General features: G+C 63.2%; 12 protein-coding genes and 2 pseudogenes. 7 read left to right on the forward strand and 7 right to left on the reverse strand.

Features of this window, described 5'->3' with window-relative positions; genetic code table 11:
• Positions 1 to 234 precede the first annotated feature (234 nt).
• From J2J99_RS28585 to J2J99_RS28595, 3 genes are read right to left on the reverse strand one after another with little or no spacing between them, the layout of a single operon-like run.
• Positions 235 to 1,335: a D-TA family PLP-dependent enzyme gene (locus tag J2J99_RS28585; protein WP_168300486.1), complete on the reverse strand. Its 1,101-nt coding sequence runs from the start codon at positions 1,333 to 1,335 to the stop codon at positions 235 to 237.
• The gene (locus J2J99_RS28590; RefSeq protein ID WP_168300485.1) at positions 1,336 to 2,811 is read right to left on the reverse strand and encodes a M81 family metallopeptidase; all 1,476 of its coding nucleotides are present in this window, start codon (positions 2,809 to 2,811) and stop codon (positions 1,336 to 1,338) included.
• 31 nt (positions 2,812 to 2,842) lie between these two features.
• Positions 2,843 to 3,325, reverse strand: a complete 483-nt coding sequence (locus J2J99_RS28595; RefSeq protein WP_168300484.1) for a hypothetical protein — start codon at positions 3,323 to 3,325, stop codon at positions 2,843 to 2,845.
• A 111-nt stretch (positions 3,326 to 3,436) separates the two neighbouring features.
• Between J2J99_RS28595 and J2J99_RS28600 the strand changes: the two genes are divergently transcribed.
• From J2J99_RS28600 to J2J99_RS28620, 5 genes are all read left to right on the forward strand, one after another.
• Positions 3,437 to 3,826, forward strand: coding sequence for a RidA family protein (locus J2J99_RS28600; protein WP_168300483.1), 390 nt, complete (start codon positions 3,437 to 3,439; stop codon positions 3,824 to 3,826).
• 22 nt (positions 3,827 to 3,848) lie between these two features.
• A complete protein-coding gene (locus J2J99_RS28605) occupies positions 3,849 to 4,712 on the forward strand; it encodes a MurR/RpiR family transcriptional regulator (RefSeq protein ID WP_168300482.1) in 864 nt (287 codons plus the stop codon).
• A 25-nt stretch (positions 4,713 to 4,737) separates the two neighbouring features.
• On the forward strand, positions 4,738 to 5,514 hold the full coding sequence (locus J2J99_RS28610; protein ID WP_168300481.1) for an SDR family oxidoreductase: 777 nt from the start codon (positions 4,738 to 4,740) through the stop codon (positions 5,512 to 5,514).
• A 103-nt stretch (positions 5,515 to 5,617) separates the two neighbouring features.
• Entirely contained in the window at positions 5,618 to 6,841 is a 1,224-nt protein-coding gene (locus tag J2J99_RS28615) for an MFS transporter (RefSeq protein ID WP_168300480.1), read from the forward strand.
• Between the two features lie 75 nt (positions 6,842 to 6,916).
• Positions 6,917 to 8,119, forward strand: a complete 1,203-nt coding sequence (locus J2J99_RS28620; protein ID WP_168300479.1) for an ROK family transcriptional regulator — start codon at positions 6,917 to 6,919, stop codon at positions 8,117 to 8,119.
• Positions 8,120 to 8,122: 3 nt separating this feature from the next.
• On the opposite strand, the gene J2J99_RS28625 is transcribed toward J2J99_RS28620, so the two are convergent.
• On the reverse strand, positions 8,123 to 9,037 hold the full coding sequence (locus J2J99_RS28625; protein WP_168300478.1) for a DMT family transporter: 915 nt from the start codon (positions 9,035 to 9,037) through the stop codon (positions 8,123 to 8,125).
• A 151-nt stretch (positions 9,038 to 9,188) separates the two neighbouring features.
• On the opposite strand from J2J99_RS28625, the gene J2J99_RS28630 reads away from it, so the two are divergent.
• Positions 9,189 to 10,052, forward strand: a complete 864-nt coding sequence (locus J2J99_RS28630) for a helix-turn-helix domain-containing protein (protein ID WP_485064286.1) — start codon at positions 9,189 to 9,191, stop codon at positions 10,050 to 10,052.
• Between the two features lie 18 nt (positions 10,053 to 10,070).
• On the opposite strand, the pseudogene J2J99_RS34775 reads toward J2J99_RS28630, so the two are convergent.
• Positions 10,071 to 10,235, reverse strand: a pseudogene (locus J2J99_RS34775) (family 20 glycosylhydrolase); the annotation flags it as partial.
• Between J2J99_RS34775 and J2J99_RS28635 the strand changes: the two are divergent.
• Positions 10,209 to 10,493, forward strand: a pseudogene (locus tag J2J99_RS28635) (sugar kinase); the annotation flags it as partial. The pseudogenes J2J99_RS34775 and J2J99_RS28635 sit on opposite strands and share 27 nt — an antisense overlap.
• Before the next feature lie 17 nt (positions 10,494 to 10,510).
• Here J2J99_RS28635 and J2J99_RS28640 read toward each other — a convergent pair.
• The gene (locus tag J2J99_RS28640; RefSeq protein ID WP_168300477.1) at positions 10,511 to 11,533 is read right to left on the reverse strand and encodes a class I SAM-dependent methyltransferase; all 1,023 of its coding nucleotides are present in this window, start codon (positions 11,531 to 11,533) and stop codon (positions 10,511 to 10,513) included.
• A gap of 154 nt (positions 11,534 to 11,687) precedes the next feature.
• Positions 11,688 to 13,709, reverse strand: a complete 2,022-nt coding sequence (locus tag J2J99_RS28645; protein ID WP_168300476.1) for a beta-N-acetylhexosaminidase — start codon at positions 13,707 to 13,709, stop codon at positions 11,688 to 11,690.
• Positions 13,710 to 13,853: the final 144 nt, after the last annotated feature.

A 13,853-nucleotide genomic window follows, 5' to 3' on the forward strand; every position in this document is an offset into this window, starting at 1 on the left:
GTCAGTCCCCCTTCCGGCCCAAATCGGTCACTCTCGAAGCCGGGACCAAGATCGCTGTTGCGCGTTGCGGAAGTCGGCGTTCTTCTGCTGTAGGTCCCATTCAAGAAAGGCGTCGCCACCATGTCTCGCGACATCGGCAACTGTATTCTTGCCGATACTAAAATCGCGAGTGATCCACCACGAACTGCGACCTTCGGGGACCGGGCCTATTTCGCCCTCAACCGAAACTGCCCCCTACCAGACGAGGCCGCGGGCTGCGACCTCCTCGACGCGCGTCACCACTCCACCCCGATGAAACACCATCGTATCAAACAGGTTGGAGACCACGCAGGTGTGGTTCGGGATGATGAAGAGCTTTTCGCCGATCTGCGGGCGGGGGCCGGTGCAGGTCGAAAGATCGATCACGCCGTGTTCTTCCGAGAGGCTGGTGATGCGGGCTTCTGAATAACCGACAATCAGGCCGTAATCGCTGAAGCCCTGAAGATCCGAGGTCAGCGCCTTCGAGCCGGCATCGATGACGGCGCGGTCGGCGGTTGGGCGGGAGACGACGGTCGCCAGCACATGCATGGCGCAATCGTCCTCGCTGCAATGGCCCATGCGCAGCATCTGGCGGTCGTTGTAGATATAGGTACCGGCGCGGTGTTCCGTCGCCGAGGGGACGAGGTGCGCCTCGAACAGGCTCGGCGTGCCGCCGTTGCTGACGATCGGGCAGCTTATGCCGTCCGCTCGCAGGCGCTGCAGCGTCTCGGTGATGAAGGCTTCGACGGCGGCGGCCGATTGCGGCTTCGGATAGGTCACGATGCCGCCGAAGATCAGGCCGTCGGCAGCGGTGATGCGCCTGGCGAGCGAGGCGGCTTCATCCGATGTCTGCACGCCGCAGCGGCCGCCGCCGGTATCGCATTCCACCAGTACGGTCAGTGGCTTATGGCCGGAGAAATGCGCAGCCAGCCCGTCGACCGTCGTTTCGCTGTCGGCGACGACCTTGAGGGCTGAAATCCTGTCGTTCAACCTGGCCAGGCGCTCGAGCTTCTGCTGCCCGAGGATGTTGAAGGTGATGAGGATGTCGTTGAAACCGGCTTCGGCGAAAACCTCGGCTTCGGTGACCTTCTGGCAATTGATGCCCTTGGCGCCGGCGGCGACCTGGGCGACGGCGAGCGCCGGGATCTTGTGCGTCTTGATATGCGGGCGGAAGTTCAGCCCGTGCTCATCCATATAGGATTGAACGCGGGCGATATTGGCAGCCAGCCGGTCTTCATCGATGACAGGACGCGGCGTCGAGAGATCGGCAATCCTGTCTCCTGCCCTGGCGACCACGGCAAAGCTGGCATCATGCATCTAGGCGGCTCCGCGTTGTACCCCGTGTGGATCGGCGACGATCGGCCAGATCGTCTTCGGCGCCCGCCGATAGGGTGTCGTCGCCGGATTATTGGGATAGGGCGTTCCGGCGGAGCAGTAAAGGATCTCGGCGGCGATCTTCGAGAAGGAGGCGAAGAAGTGATTGGTGGATTTGATCACCAGGATCCTCTGCTTCGTGGGATCGATGCCCATCACCGAAAACAGGCTCGGATCGAAGCTTTGGGCGCGCGTCGAATTGAGGATGATGTCGATGCCATCGAGCACGATATGGGCGGCATCGCCGAAGGGCGCCAGGCTCTCACCGAAACGCATCTCGGCATTTTTCACCAGCCTGACGACCTTGACGGTGCCGTCGATGGGATTGCCGGTGCCGGGTGCGGATTTGGCGCCGAAGCGCAGCGGGATTTCAGCCCCCTCGCCTGCCGCAAAACAGATCTGCACCGCCATCGGATCCCAGATGGTGCCGATGACAGCACTCTTGACGCCGCGGGCCATCAGCTCGGCGAGGATGACGGTCGCGTCACCCGCCGTGCCGCCGCCCGGATTGTCCCAGACATCGGCGATGACGACCGGCCATTGGGTGGCGGCGATAGCGCGCGCCACGGCTTGCTTTTCATCGATCTGCGGCACCATGAAGGTGCCGCGTTTGGAAAAGAGTTCGAGGCCGAGCTCGCGCGCCAAGGCCGCACCCTTCTCCGGCTTGTTGTCGGTGACGACGAGCAGTTTCGTTCCCATCTCGGGAACGTCGCCGACCATGAAGCCGTGGATCACCGAGATCGACAGGACCTCGGCATCGTCCCTTTCGATCCGCATGATCTTGTCGACGAAGGAACGCATCGGGTCGCGCGAGGTCGGGAAGACGTCGATCATGCGGCAGTCGAATACCGACATGACTGGCTTCACCCGGCCTTCCAATGTATCGACGGTGATGCGCCAGAGGTCCTCGGCGCGATCGACAAAATCGGTATGCGGAAACTCCTTGAAATAGACGGCGAAATCAAGCGCCGCAACGCGCTTGGCAGTCAGATGGCTGTGCGGATCGAGCTCGGCGCAGATGAGGACGTCGGGCCCGACGATCTCGCGCATGCGTGAGAGAAGATCGCCTTCGGTATCCTCGTAGCCGGCGGCGACCATGGCGCCGTGCAGGCCCATGACGACGGCATCAACAGGCATTGCCGCCTTGAGCTGGTCGAGGATTTCGTCGCGCAAACCCTCATAGGTCGTCCGGTTGACCAGGCCCGCCGGATCGGCCCAGGCGGCGGTGCCCTCGATCAGCTCCCAATCTTTTTCTTTGGTCACGCGCCGGCCGACGGTGATCGGTGCGGTGCAGAGTGTCGGCGTTTCTGGATGCTGGCCGGGCGGGGCATAAAGCGAGGCTTCGAAGGCGCGGCGATCCACGCAGATCGGGGAGAAGGTGTTGGTCTCGGTCGCCAATGCTGCCGTGAATATGCGCAAGAAAGTGGCCTTCGTGTTGCGGGCCCCGCTTTCACCCCATCGGGTTCGGCAGGTAGCCGGTGAAACCTGAGATCTTCCAGCGTCCCTCGTGCAGCCTGCAATAATAGAGCGTCTGCCACTGCAGGACATCGCGGCTGCCGTCGGCCCTGGTGATGCCGCCGTCGAATTTCTTGCGGACGAGCGCCATGTCGCCTTCGATCTCGATATCTTCGAGCGTCGTCGTGGTGAAGATCGCCGTGCGCGGATCTTCCGCGAAGCTCTGTCCGGCGAAATCCCTCGCCTGCCGCAGCCACTCCTCGCGATAGGCCGACAGCGTCGGAAAGGCGAGCCGCCACTTGTCGGGGTTCACCTCCTTGCGGCCGTCGATGCCGATGAAGCCCTCTTCGACGAAATCATCCTCGACCATCGACCAGTCGGCGGCGAGAAACGCGTCGATATCGCGCGAAACGAGCATTTCCCAGATCGCATGCCGGGCGCTGTCGGATGGGAAAGGGTTCTGAAAAGGATCGCGCATGTCCGCCCCGGATTGAAATTCTTTTCATAAATCGTGTTTTTCACTGGTCAAATTCTGCTTTCTATGGTCATTTGTCAACGTATCAAGAAAATAATTTGCAAGGACTTCAGCATGTCCATCAAGCGCTATGGCACGGTTCAAACGGGCGCCGGCGGCAAGACGCTGCCATTCGCGCGTGCGGTCGAAGCCGATGGCTGGCTCTATGTTTCCGGGCAGGTTGCGATGGAAAACGGCGAAATCATCGACGGCAACATCGTCGCCCAGACCCATAAGACGATCGCCAACGTGCTCGCGATCCTGGAAGAGGCGGGCTACGGCGTCGAGGATGTGGTGCGCGTCGGCGTCTGGCTCGATGATCCCCGCGACTTCTGGACCTTCAACAAGATCTATCAGGAATATTTCGGCGAGCATCCGCCGGCACGCGCCTGTGTGCAATCGTCGATGATGGTCGATTGCAAGGTTGAGATCGATTGCGTGGCCTATAAAAAGAAGGACGCGTAGCGAACAATCGGAGGGAGGCGGTTTGGATATCTTTTCGACATTGCAGGAAGATAAGAGCCGGCTTTCTCCTTCGGAAAACCGCATCGCGGAGATCATCGTCAACGATTTCGAGTTTGCGGTGAATGCCTCGATCATCGAGCTCGCCGAACGGGCCGAGGTCTCGCCGCCGACCGTCACCCGCTTTTGCCGGCGGCTCGGCTGCGAGAGCTTTTCCGATTTCAAGGTGCAACTCGCCCGCACCGCCCATATCGGCGTGCGCTATCTGAAGCCGGAATCGAAAAGCACCGATCCGGCCGATGTCGCCCAGGATATCATCACCAAGGCGCAGAACGCGCTGTTTCTCCTGCACCGCTCGCTCGATCTCGCGGCGATCGAAGCGGCCGTTTCGTTTATCGCCAAGGCCGATATGATCTATGCCTTCGGCTCGGGCGGCAATTCGTCGATGATCGCCGACGAGCTGCAGAACCGTCTCTTCCGTCTCGGGCTGCGCATCACCGCCAGTTCCGATCACAGCATGCAGCTGATGATGGCGGCGGCGGCGAAGCCGGGCGACGTGCTGATTGGCTCGTCCTTCTCCGGGCGCAATATGGAGCTGGTGCGCGCCTTCGCGCTTGCCCGCGAGAACAAGGTGAAGACGATCGCTTTGACCCAGACAGACAGCCCGGTCGCCAAGGCGGCCGAAATCGTCGTGCCGATCGACCTTCCCGAGGGCAACAACATCTACCGTCCGACCTCGACGCGCATCGCCTATATCGCGACGGTCGACATTCTCTCAAGCCTGGTCGCCTATGCCGTCCAGCCGAAGGCGACGACCACGCTTCGGCGCATCAAGCAGCAGCTCGTCATCCACCGCGACGGCGACGACCGGCAGTTGCTTGGAGATTGAAATCCATGAGCGGGAGCAAGAGACCATGACCCAATCGGCAGCCATCGTCACCGGCGCTGCAGGCGATATCGGTGCGGCGATCGCCGCACGGCTTGCCGATGATCACGACGTCGTGCTGCTCGCTGATATCGATGCCGCCGCCGCGGCCGCCGTCGCTTCCAAGCTCGGGCCGGCCAGCCGCTTCGTCGCCGTCGGCTGCGATGTCACCAGCGAGACGAGCATATCAGAACTGGCAAAACGCGCCGCCGATGCCGGGCTGGTGCGAACCCTCGTCAACAATGCCGGTGCTGCCCGCGCCACCAGCCTGCACGAGACGACGCCGGACATTTGGCGGGCGGATCTTGCGCTCAATCTCGAGGCGGCATTTCTGTGTTTCCGTGCCTTTGAGCCGATGCTGACAGTTTCGAGGGGCTCCGTCGTCAATATCGCCTCGGTCAATGGCCTGCATGTCTTCGGCCACCCGGCCTATAGCGCCGCCAAGGCCGGCCTCTTGCATTTCACCCGGCTGGTCGCGGTGGAATACGGCAAGTTCGGCATCCGTTCCAATGCCGTCGCGCCCGGCACGGTGAAGACGCAGGCTTGGGAAGCGCGGGCTGCCGCCAATCCGAATGTCTTCGAAGAGGCACGGCGTTGGTATCCGCTGCAGCGCGTCGTCGATCCCAAGGATGTTGCCAATACCGTTGGTTTCCTTGCCGGGCCACTCGCCGCCGCCATCACAGGTGTCTGCCTGCCCGTCGATTGCGGCTTGACGGCCGGCCAGGCCGAGCTGGCGCGAACCTTCTCCCAGTCGGAGCATTATTGATATTCAGGGCTCCGATCCCTGAGCCGGCAAGACAGCATAATTTGACTTTCGGGACTGCCCGCCGCGGCCGCGCCTGCCGATTTTCTTGACGATTGATGACCCCATGAGCCGCCTCTTCCCCGACGTTTTCCGCAATCCGGCGATCCGCGCCAGCATGATTGCCATTTTCACTTTCGGCATGGCAGGCGCAATGACGGCGCCCTATCGGTCCATCGTCGGCATCCGCGAATTGGGCCTGAGCGACGGGCTCTATTCCTTCCTCGCCTTCGCCTCGGCGGCGGTGAACGTCGTCATCAGCGTTCTGCTCGGCAATCTTGCCGATCGGCTAGGCGAATACCGTTCGGCGATGATCGGCGCCTGCCTCTTCGGCATCGTTGGCTACGGCATGGTTTACGCCTTTCCGACAGCGTCCGTCTTCGTCATCAGCGCGCTGCTGCCGCTGCCGATCTACGGGGCGCTGAATTCGCTGCTGTTTGCCAATGCGCGCGCCGCCATGCAGGGCATGAACCGCAGCGACATGGTGACGGCCAACTCCGGCGTGCGCGCAATGATCTCGCTCTCCTGGGTGCTGATCCCCGGGGTCACTGGCCTTGCGCTCTCCGGCGCATCGAGCATGCTGCCGGCCTATCTCTTTGCCGCCATCGCATGTGTCTTATGCCAGGGTATCATCCTCTTCGCCCTGCCGAACCGGGTGGCAACGGAGATAACAGCGGTTCATCATCTCACCTATTTCGGCGCGCTGCGGCAGGTGGTGTCGCCACGGATTTCGGCGCATGTCGCCGGCGTGGCGCTCATCACCAGCACGCTGCATCTCAACGACGCTCTTCTGCCGTTGATCGCCACTGGTGCCGCCCATGGGGCGCTCAGCGACGTCGGCATTCTGGTCGGCATCGTCGCCTTGCTGGAGATCGTCTTCATCATCGTCTGGTCGCGGATCGCGCGGGAAGCGGGGCAGATGACGGCGCTTGCCGCCGGCACCGTCATCTACGCCCTGTTCCTCGGCCTTCTCGGTTTCGCCTCCGAGCCATGGCATCTCTATGCGCTGACGCTGCTCGCCGGCATCGGTGCTGCGGCGATCATCAGCATTCCGATCACCTATCTGCAGGATCTCATCGCCGACCGGCCGGGGCTCGGCAGTGCGCTCATCTCGGTCAATGTCTTTGCCAGTGCGGGGATCGGCGCCCTGGTCTTTGCCGCCGGCACATGGGCGACGGGCTATTCGGGAACCGCCATGCTGAGCGCCGTTACCGGACTGTCGGGCATCGCAACCCTCGGCCTTCTGCAGAGGCGCGATGCCGTTGCGCCTATCGACGCCGAGGTTCAGTAAACCGCACGAAGAATGTGGCTTTCATCGCCATCCGTCTTGTGACAAGGGTGGGGCTGCATTTCCTTTGAAGGCGACATGAAGGCGATCTCCGGCACGAATCTCGAGCAGGCCAAGTCTCACAACCGGCGGGTGGTGATCGAGGCCGTGCGGACGCACGGTCCCCTGTCGCGCGCGGCGATCGCCCGGATGACGGCGCTGACCGCCCAGACCGTGTCGAATATCGTCGAGGAGCTGGAGCGGTCGCATCTTCTCGTTCCGGCCGAGGCGCAGAAACTGGCGCGCGGCCAGCCGATCATCCCCTATTCGATCAATCCCGCCGGGGCCTATTCGATCGGCCTCGAGCTTGGCCGCCAGCGCGCCAGCGGGGTGCTGACGGATCTTACCGGCGCCGTTCGCGCGCGCATCGAGCGTCATGTCGAACACCCCGATCCGCAGGAGGCGATGCCGGTTCTCCAGGCAATCGTCGAGGATCTGCAGCAGGCCTTCGCATTCGACCGACACCGGCTGCTCGGCGTCGGCATGGCCCTGCCCGGCCGCTATGCCGATGGCGGCATCACCTCGCTCAGCCCGAAGAGCCTGCCCGGCTGGCAGGATTTTCCGGTCGGGCACGAGCTGGAGCAGCGGGTGAAAATGCCGGTGCTGGTCGAAAACGATGCGACGGCCGCCGCGATCGGCGAGCGCCTTCACGGCGTCGCCCGCGGTTTGAGCAGCTTCGTCTATCTGTTTCTGGCCGGCGGCGGCGGCATCGGCGCCGGCATGTTCCTCGACGGCCACCTCTACAAGGGCAGCCGCAACAATGCCGGCGAGATCGGCCATATCATCGTCGAGCCGCACGGCAAGCTCTGCAACTGCGGCAAGCGCGGCTGCCTCGACCGCTACATCTCGCCGACCGTCGCTTACGAATTCATGGGCATCGCCAATGTCGAGGAGCTGTCATCAGACGATCTCGACGCGCTGATCGCCAAGGGCAGCGACGGTCTCGACGCCTGGCTCGACCAGGCCGTCCAGCCTCTGCGGCAGACCCTCGACTTTCTCGAACTTGCCTTCGATCCGCAGACCATCGTGCTCGGGGGCAGCCTGTCGACATCGCTGATGCGCCGGTTGGCCGAACGGCTGGAGCCGCTGCACCTGCCGATCGATCCCAACCGCAAGGGCAGCCTGCCCCGCGTAATGATCGGCATGACCGGCAAGGATACTGCCATCCTCGGCGCCGCCGCCCTGCCGATCTTTTCCGAAACCAATCCACGCTTCGACGTCCTGCAGAAACCGGTCGGCTGACCCTCATTCGCCTGCCGGCACCCTTGCATCTGCTTGCAGCGCGCGGCGCGCCGGAGGCCGCGCAAAGATGACCACGTTGCCGAGAAGCGTCAGCGCCAGGCCGATCAGGCCAAGACCGGTCCAGTGGTAGCCCTCGAAGACCGTCGACAAGGACAGGGCGACGATCGGGAACAGGACGGTAGCATAGGCGGCGCGTGAGGAGCCGATGCGCGACACCAGCATGAGATAGGTGGTGAAGCCGATCACCGAACCGATCGCCGCGAGATAGAGCAGTGCGACGAGATACTTGATGTCGGGCGGCGCCACGACCGGCGTTTGCGTCACGGTAATCAAGAAGAGCAGGACGATCGTGCCATAGGTCATGCCCCAGGCATTGGCGGTCACCGGTGAAATTCCGGCCGCGCTGTTTCGGCGTGACGCCATATTGCCGAGCGAGAAGAACAGCGTGCCGAGCGCTGCGAGCCCGATTCCTTTCAACGTGTCCAGATTGAAATCGACGACAACCTCCTCTGCGAACAGCAGGAGGAGGCCGGTGGCGCCGAGCGCGGCCGCGAGAAGCGTGCGGCCGGTAACGCGGTCGCCGAAGAACAGGCGCGCATTGACGGCATTGTAGATCGTTGCGAGCGAGAAGATGACCGAGATCAGCCCGGACGGGATAAAGCCGGCGGCGTTGTAGAAACAGATGAAATTGAGGCTGAACAGGCAGAGCGCTTGCGCAAGGATGAAAGGCTGATCGTGCAAGGCAGGCAGCTTCAGCCGCCGCATGACGGCCAGGATGGCGACGAGGATCACCGCTGCGAGCGCAAATCTGTAAAAGACCGAGACCAGCACCGGCACGGGACCGACCTGCATCGCAATGGCGATCCAGGTCGTCCCCCATATCAGGACGGTGGCGATGAAGAGAGCGGCATTTGCCATGGAGTGATCCTCGTTTTCTCGATCGATAGGCCAACCATGAGCCGGGCTCTTGCAGATTCTTGCTGCGAAATTTATTGCCCCGGACTTCCCGCTCGCCACGCGGACCGTCCGCCGGTATTATTCGCCAGGACGCACAGGTGAGGAAGAACAGGTGAAAGATAGCCGCCTCTCGGTTTACAGCTTTTTGTCCGCATCTCCCTCTGCTCTCATGTCGCAGTCGATCGATTTGGGGTTCGGGCGATCGGCGGCCCTCTGGAGCAATGGCAGCGACAGGATGAGCTATGAGCGGCCGGACGGACATACGTTCAGCCTCTATCTCACTGGTGGCGCCGGAACGCGCCGTCTGGATGGCAGCCCCGCCGCGCGAGGCCGGCCCGGAGCCTTGTGCATCATGCCGCAGGGGCACTCGTCGGAATGGGAAATCACCGACCACTTCGAATTCGTCCATCTCTATGTTCCAGACGATCAGATGCGCCGGATGTTTGCCGAGACGTTTGACCGCGATTCCAGGCTTATGGTGCTCCCCGAAGCGACCTTCGCAGATGCGCCCGCCCTGGCGCGCACGCTTCGGCAGATGACGCAAGCGATGTCGGCGGGCGATCATCTCATGGCTGAAGAAGCGATGACGCAGACGATCAAGGATTTCTTCGTTGATCCCCGTTACGGAGGGATGCGTTCCCGCGCCATCAGCGGCGGGCTCGCTCCTCATATCAGGCGCCGGATCCTGGACTATATCGAGGCCCATCTCGACGAGACGATCCGCTTGCAGGATCTGGCGGCGATCGGGCAGCTCAGCGCCTTTCATTTTCAGCGGATGTTCCGGGCAAGCTACGGTGTGTCCCCGCATGGCTGGGTGGCCCACCGGCGTGTCGAGCGCGCCAAGTCGATGCTGCGCGGCAAGGACCCCATCGCGCAGATCGCTTCGGCCTGCGGCTTCAGCAGCCAGAGCCACATGACCCGGGCATTCAAGCTGGGCGCAGGCGTCACGCCCTCTGCCTACCGGCAGCGACTGTGACATGCCACCGCGGGTGAACTCGACGCCGAAGCTCTTCGCCTCGGCGACGATGTCGCGGATGACGGCTTTTGTATAGTAACCGCCGGTGCGGGCGGGGCTCGAACCCAGGAGCGGCGGAACGGCAAGGCCGTGGCCGCGCCAGGCGCTGATCTCGGTCAGGGCGGGGTAGGCGTCGATCTCGACGCCTGGCTCGACCAGGCCGTCCAGCCTCTGCGGCAGACCCTCGACTTTCTCGAACTTGCCTTCGATCCGCAGACCATCGTGCTCGGCGGCAGCCTGTCGACATCGCTGATGCGCCGGTTGGCCGAACGGCTGGAGCCGCTGCACGTGCCGATCGATCCCAACCGCAAGGGCAGCCTGCCCCGCGTCATGATCGGCATGACCGGCAAGGATACCGCCGTCCTCGGCGCCGCCGCCCTGCCGATCTTTTCCGAAACCAACCGCGCTTCGGTCGCGGCCTATTCAAACAGAATGATGCTTGCCGGCGTTGGCGGCATCGGTTTGACCGTGACGCCGGCAAGGCCGGCCTGTCTTGCCATTTCGGTCAGGTCACTCTGCGTATAGGCGTCGCCCGCCGGTGTGCCGGCGAGCATTTCCCAGGAGAAGGCCGCCGGAAAAGGCGGCGACACGCGATCTTCGTTCGGCACGAAATCGACCGCGACGATCCGGCCGCCCTCCGCAAGGCTGGCGATGATCTTCCGCAGCAGCCCTGCGCATGTCGGCAGGTCGAAGTGGTGCAGGAAATTCGGCAGCAGGACGAGATCGTAATCCCTCCCCCAGTCGACATCGAAGGCGCTGCCGGCGACCGTGCGGTACCGGTCAGCCACGCCTTGTCTTTCCGCATTCTGCCGCGACAGCTCCAATACGCCGGCCCAATCGACGGCGACGATCTCAGCAGACGGAAAGGCCTTGGCGATCTCGATCCCGAACATGCCCGGACCTGCGGCAATGTCCAGAACTTTCCTGAAGGACTTTCCCCAGCCGGAGATTTCGCCGGCCAGGATTTTGGCGCTGAGCCCGGTAAAGGAGCCCATGCCGCGCGCAAACTTCAACCAGACGGGGTTGTCGGCCGACAGGTTCGCAAGCCCCGCCGATCCGCCGTTTCGCACGACCGCGGCCGGATCGCGCAGAAAATTGTCCAGGACTTCGGGAGCGGCGACGAACTCGACAGCGGAGCCCATATAGGCCGGCGAATTGCGATCGAGGAACATTCTGGTCGAGGGCGTCATCCGGTACTGTCCGCTCTCCTTTGTCAGGAAGCCGTGGACGACGAGGTAGTCGCACAGGATGCGCACCCCACGTTCCGAGGCGCTCGTCTCCGACGCCAGCGCCGCTGTCGTCTTGCCCTCGCCGATATGGGTAAAGAGATCGAGCTCGATGGCCGCCCTCATCGCTGCCGTCTTTCGGCATGCAAACAGGGCATCGACAACGAGTTCGGGCGAAACGGCGCCGGCACGGGCGTCTTCGGCGATTGTTTCCATGGCATTACCCCGGGGTTCGCGATCGTTCTGCCTGGCAGCGCCAGCCGCCGAAATTATGCGGACATGAGCATATTCTACAATACTCACCGCGCTAACCCGATCGGGTGCCCCAGAGGCTGATCAGGACCGTTTTATCACGGTCCCGATCGTCACCTTACGACTCCTGCAGCCCGTAAAGCAGCGGCATCAGCCCTGCGAGCGCCTTGAAGCGTTCCCATGACTTGGCGGACGGTTTCGTCCAGCCGGTTTCGGCAAGCCCCGAGATGCGCGGGAAAACGAGTCGGTCGAAGACGGCGCGGTCGGTCATCGGTTCGGACCAGATGCAGGCCTGGATGCCGAGGAGCTGCCGTTTCTGGCTCGCCGTCCAGCCACTGAGCGGATCGAACATATAGAGCTTTTCCGCATCCGAATTCCCCGCCCAGCTGGCGCCCGGTTCGTCCCAGTCCGGCCGCAGCGCCATGTCGAGATAGTAGACCTGGCCGGGGCAGACGACCATTCGATAGCCGCGTTCGGCAAGCTCGGCCGAGACCTCGACATTGCGCCAGCTGCAGAGATAGCTCTTCGCCTTGTCGATGACGTCGCCATGCGCGGCCTCTTCCCAGCCGCCGGTGACGCAGCCCTTGCTCGCCAGGAAGCGCTGCACGCGCTCCAGGAATTCGGCCTGCAGGATCGCCGCGCCCGAGCCGTGGATATCGTCGGCTCCGTGTGTATTGGTGACGACGTTCAGCCGCTTGGCATGGGCATCGGCAACCGCATCGCCGGCGACGGCGCGAAGGCGCGCGAGCGCTTCCGGCGAGCCGGACCACGCGCCGAGCGGCACTTCGTCGGCGCCGAGATGAATGACCTTGAACGGGAAGAGCTCGATCAGTTCCGAAAGGATGGTCTCGACGATCTCGTAGGTCTTCTCGAGGGCAGGGTTGATGCAGTTGTTCGGGAAGCCCTGGACCGAATAATAACTGCCCTTCTCGGCCGGATCGCGCAGTTCCGGTATCGCCTGCTGCATGGCGTAGCAATGGCCGGGCATGTCGATCTCCGGCACGATCTCGACGCCGAAGCTCTTCGCCTCGGCGACGATGTCGCGGATGACGGCTTTGGTATAGTAACCGCCGGTGCGGGCGGGGCTCGAACCCAGGAGCGGCGGAACGGCAAGGCCGTGGCCGCGCCAGGCGCCGATCTTGGTCAGGGCGGGGTAGGCGTCGATCTCGACGCGCCAGGCCTCGTCGTCGGAAAGGTGCCAGTGGAAGCGGTTGAGCTTGTTCCAGGCAAGCACCGCCAGCAGCTTCTTGACCTCGGCGGCGCCATAGAACTGACGGGCAACGTCGAGATGCAGGCCGCGCCAGCCCATTACCGGCTCGTCGACGATCTCGCCGGATGCGGGAAACTGGAAGACACCGGGATGCAGCCTGGCGCCGCGCCAGATCTGGCCGAGTGTTACGAGGCCGTAGAGGAAGCCAGTGCTGCCGCTCGCTTCCACCGTCAGGGCCTCCTCGTCGAAGCTCAGCCGATAGGCTTCCGGCGCGAAGCCGGCGGCATCCTTCAGAATGACGGGTACTGCGCCTTCCGCCTCGGTGCGCACGATGCCTTCGACGGCGAAGAGATGGTCGACCAGCGCCGCGAAGCCTTTCGCCGCAGCCTCCCCTTCGCCACTCTGCGCCTGCGGCGCAAAACCGGCCGGCAGCGGCCGGCGCGAGGCGACCGCGACATGGTTCGGCCAGGGAATGACCGACACCTGAACCGGCGCGTTGGCGGGAACCGGATAGATCTCGGCGCCGCGCTTCAGGGCCGCATTGCTGACCGAAGAGCGCGTCGGTTCGACGCCGAGCATGATGGTGCTGCCATCGGGAAGTGCGAGATAGGCGCTCGTCGCCCCATCCGTCCAGTGGCGGAACTGCCAGTTCAGCGCATAGACGGAGATCGTCCAGGTCTCGCCGGCGCCGAGAACGAAATCGGCCGGCGGTTGGAATTCGGTGAAATTGGAGAGCCGCTTCGAGACCGTCGCGCCTTCGACCCGCCCGGCCGGATCGACCCGGCCCGGACCGCTGATGCAGAGCGAGAAAGCTGAAAGCGGCCCGCTGCCGAGGTTCCTGAGGCGCAGGACATAGGAGAATTCCTTGCCGTCGGCCGGCGGGTTCCAAAGGGTTTCAAGCCGCAGGGCGTTCGGTCGCGGTGTCGACATCGTCACTCTTCCTTCAAGGGAAACCAGGCTTTGAGCGTTCCGGCACGGTCGCCGGGATGGGAATGCGATTTGAAGTCAATCAAATTGAGTTAATATTGATAGTCGGTCTTTCGCCGGGGCGTCAATCGGCGACGCGGAAATTTT

The organism is Rhizobium binae, from assembly GCF_017357225.1.
Taxonomy (GTDB): Bacteria; Pseudomonadota; Alphaproteobacteria; order Rhizobiales; family Rhizobiaceae; genus Rhizobium; species Rhizobium binae.